The following is a 3,581-nucleotide window of genomic DNA, read 5'->3' as shown; positions in this document are numbered from 1 at the left end:
CCTGGCGCGTATTCAGCTCCCCGGACGAGGCTAAGGACAGCAAACCCCGCGTAATCGCCTGAGCGGCTTCTTGCTTCGCTTCCGGCAGCGCGGACGGCGTGACCAGTGCCCGCCGGTTTTCCGGCGCATTCGGATCGTGCAGCCCCAGTCTGCCGTTCACGATGGTCTGCCAGGCATCGATGCGCGGACGGTCGGCGCGGTCGTAATACGGCTGGAGCCGTTTGCCGGTCAGTAGCTCCGTGTTTGGGATCAGGAAGTTCAGCTCCAGCCGCCCTTTGTCCTGGTGCTCAACCCACAGCACGCTGTACTGGTCTTTATCGAGTCCGGGCATCAGAACCCGCTCGAAGCTCGCCATCAGTTTTTCACGCTGACCAGGGGGTAAGTCCTGCTCGGCAAAGGACAGGACGCCGGAGGTGTATTTTTTGGCGTAGGGCGAGGCATCGATAAGCTCCCGGACTTCCTCCGGCTTCCCCTGCAGAACGCTGGCGCCGTCGCGCTGTCGGTCTTTACCCAGCAGATAATCCACCGGACCGGCACCACCGCCGCGCCCTCGCGGGTGAAACTTAACGATCATCTGCTGCCCCTTTTTCCAGCACGGCGTGCCGCAGCCGCTCAAGTCCAGCATCAATGGCCATCAGCGCGGCGACAACCTGGACACGGTCATGACCGGTACCGCCACAGCCATTAACCTGCCGGGCAATCTGGTTGAGATTGTTCCCCATGCCGGCAAGCTGACGAAGCAGTGCCGGCGAGATCGAAGGAAGTTTGCCGGCACGAGCGGGCTTCTCATCTAGGCAAGTCTGGCGCATCCAGGCTGCGAGCTGTTTACCGTCGCAGCGCTCCAGCAGCCGCCGGTGCTCATCCTCAGTAACCCACATCGTGAGCATTTTGCTGCGTTTGTCTGCCAAGCCGGCCTCCTGATAACGCCGGGACGGACGGGAAAATCTTTCCCGGTCGGCGCGGTGTTGGACAAGCCGCAGGCGCGTCAGTGGTTTTTGGCGGGTTTCGGGGCGCAGCCCTGAACCAGTCACGTAGCGCTAGCGGAGTGTATACTGGCTAAATATGATAAATCGAAGTGGTAATACAGGGAAGTGCTTCATGTGGCAGGTGAAAAATGCAGGTGCTAAGTGTAAGTGCAAAATGCCAGTGCCGGTGAAATGACGCCTCCTCGCTCACTCGGTCGCTACGCTCCTGCCGTGAGACTGCGGCGGGCGTTGCCAGCTAACGGATAACGGGATTAAGCGTGTAACGCTCAAATCAGGAGGGGCTGGAAAAAGGATGCGGCGTTGCCGTTTTTTCATAGGCTCCGCCCCCCTGCCGGAATTCATAAACAGACACTTTTTCGGTGTATCTGTGGGAGCCTTAGCTCAACCATGAATCCGACAGTGGTGGCGAAACCCGACAGGACTTAAAGATCCCCACCGTTTCCGGTGGGTCGCTCCCTCGTGCGCTCTCCTGTTCCTGCCTTTCGGTTTACCGGTGTCATTCCGCTGTTATGGCCGCGTTTATCTCATTCCACGCCAGACACTCAGTTCCGGGTAGGCAGTTCGCTCCAAGCTGGACTGTATGCACGAACCCCCCGTTCAGTCCGACCACTGCGTCTCACCCGGTAACTAACAAACATGATCCCAACCCGGATGGACACGACTAATCGCCATTGGCAGCGGCCAATGGTAACGGGCTTGAGAGAGCGGAAATTTATAACCGAGTGGTTACAGAGTTCTTGAAGTTTTAGCCTTACTACGGCTACACTGGAAGGACGGATTTGGTAATTGCGCTCTCTCGAAGCCAGTTACCTGGTTAAGCAGTTCCCCAACTGACTTAACCTTCGATCAAACCACCTCCCCAGGTGGTTTTTTCGTTTCAGGGGCTAATTTACGCCGCAACCACGGATCGCGTCAAGATAACTCTCCAGCAAAAAACCTTTTCAAAACGCCAAGTTAAGTATAGAAACAGCCTTCAAACAACTATAGTAACAGTCTCTGGAGAGTCTAGTAACAGGACACTATGAGATTAAACGCCGCCACCAAGACTGTTTTTTATTTGATGTTTCAGCGACTTCCGTCTTGTCCTCTATGCGTCTCACCTCCTGCAATTCGTTCCTTAGCCCGGAAACTTCATCACGAAGGGATTTTATTTCACGAATAAGTTCACTCATTACCTGATTGTGTGTCTCATCACTATGTCTCTCATTGTCCCGTGACACTGTCCCTTCTTGTCTCAACTCTCCATAGACTCGGATTAACTCGCTTGTATCAATGGAGCGCCCACCGTCCGAATCGGTCCTGTATGACAAGCGGCCTGATGACATATCACGGTACAGACTGGAACGAGCTTTCCCCGTCAATTTCTGTGCCTGTCTCACCTTATGCCAAGCCATAAGTATCACCCGTCCCACTATTGTCTCACGTAATTGATTTACCGATAGTATCATCAACACAGTATTCAACCGCCACATAACCGGACAATCGTCATGAAACCCTCACTTGAGCTGGAAAAACACCGCGAAGCTATCAGAGAGCTCGTACAGAAATATGGTCTGCATAACCCCCGTATATTTGGCTCTGTTGCAAAAGGGACAGATACAGAAGCCAGTGATCTCGATTTGCTGGTCGATGCAGGAAAAAAGACCTCACTCTTTGATATGGGAGGATTGCATGAAGAATTAAGCGCACTATTGTCATGTCCGGTTCATGTCCTAACTCCTAATGAAATCAGGACTGATATACGTGCGAAGGTACTGTTTTACGCTATTCCACTCTGACCCTAAGCAGAAGCTATCCCATTAATTCAAAATGATAATTTTCAGACTGGAAAATCTAGGCCATTTTTCGCCTGCGTTACGGTCAATTTTACATACATATGCGATGATAATATGCAGCCTGGTTGCGGCTAATGAGCAGCAAAGCTGTTGATTTGAAGTCCAAACCATGCAAAGAAGGAAGCCTTTAACCTCACATATCATGATGAGCTGGTCATAGTAGGTAAGGTTTTAGAGAGCTAACGATACATATAAATTAACAAAAAAAACAAAAACTTATATAATAAAAATCATGGAGAAGGGTGCTAAATGACTATACCTATGCAGCCTAAAATTTATCACATAGTGCATGTAGACCGACTTGCGTCGATCCTCGCTTCAAATGGGCTGCTTTGCGATGCGCGAATCATTGCTCAAGGCGCTGCTGGAACGACGATTGGTATGAATAGCATTAAACAGCGTCGCCTCACCGAGTTAACACTTAGTAGCCATCCTGATTTATATGTAGGTCAATGTGTGCCCTTCTACTTTTGCCCACGATCAATCATGTTGTACGTAATCCATCGTGCAGATAGTGATGAGCTAGCTTACAAAGGAGGACAAGGTCCAATAGTTCATCTCCAAGCCGATCTTCACTCTTGCGTTAAGTGGGCGCAGAAAAATCAACGCCGCTGGGCATTTACTTTATCCAATGCTGGCTCTTACTACTTTGAAGATAAAAATAATTTGTCAGATTTAAATCAACTAGAGTGGAGTGCGATTAACGCGACTCACTGGCAAAGATGTAAAGAAGGGAAGCAAGCCGAATTTCTCATGGCTG

4 protein-coding genes are annotated in these 3,581 nt (G+C 51.0%); 2 read left to right on the top strand and 2 right to left on the bottom strand.

All coding sequences use genetic code 11. The annotated features are described in order from the left end of the window. A partial coding sequence (locus ACFTS5_RS34225; protein WP_378639491.1) for a relaxase/mobilization nuclease domain-containing protein occupies nucleotides 1–574 on the bottom strand: 574 nt, incomplete at its 3' end. Then, nucleotides 564–887 carry a MobC family plasmid mobilization relaxosome protein gene (locus ACFTS5_RS34220; RefSeq protein ID WP_378639494.1) on the bottom strand — a complete coding sequence of 108 codons (324 nt, stop codon included), beginning with the start codon at nucleotides 885–887 and terminating at the stop codon, nucleotides 564–566. The genes ACFTS5_RS34220 and ACFTS5_RS34225, both read right to left, overlap by 11 nt. 1,586 nt (nucleotides 888–2,473) lie before the next feature. Here ACFTS5_RS34220 and ACFTS5_RS34215 point away from each other — a divergent pair. Together ACFTS5_RS34215 and ACFTS5_RS34210 are read left to right on the top strand one after the other, a co-directional pair. Then, nucleotides 2,474–2,764, top strand: a complete 291-nt coding sequence (locus ACFTS5_RS34215) for a nucleotidyltransferase family protein (protein ID WP_378639490.1) — start codon at nucleotides 2,474–2,476, stop codon at nucleotides 2,762–2,764. Nucleotides 2,765–3,070: 306 nt separating this feature from the next. Then, the coding region (locus ACFTS5_RS34210; protein ID WP_378639487.1) for a DUF4433 domain-containing protein at nucleotides 3,071–3,581 on the top strand (511 nt) is incomplete at its 3' end.

Source organism: Nocardia sp. NPDC056952 (genome assembly GCF_042674185.1).
GTDB lineage: Bacteria > Actinomycetota > Actinomycetes > Mycobacteriales > Mycobacteriaceae > Nocardia.
The sequence above is the reverse complement of the archived record's forward strand: the minus strand, read 5'-3'. Positions and strand labels throughout refer to the sequence as shown.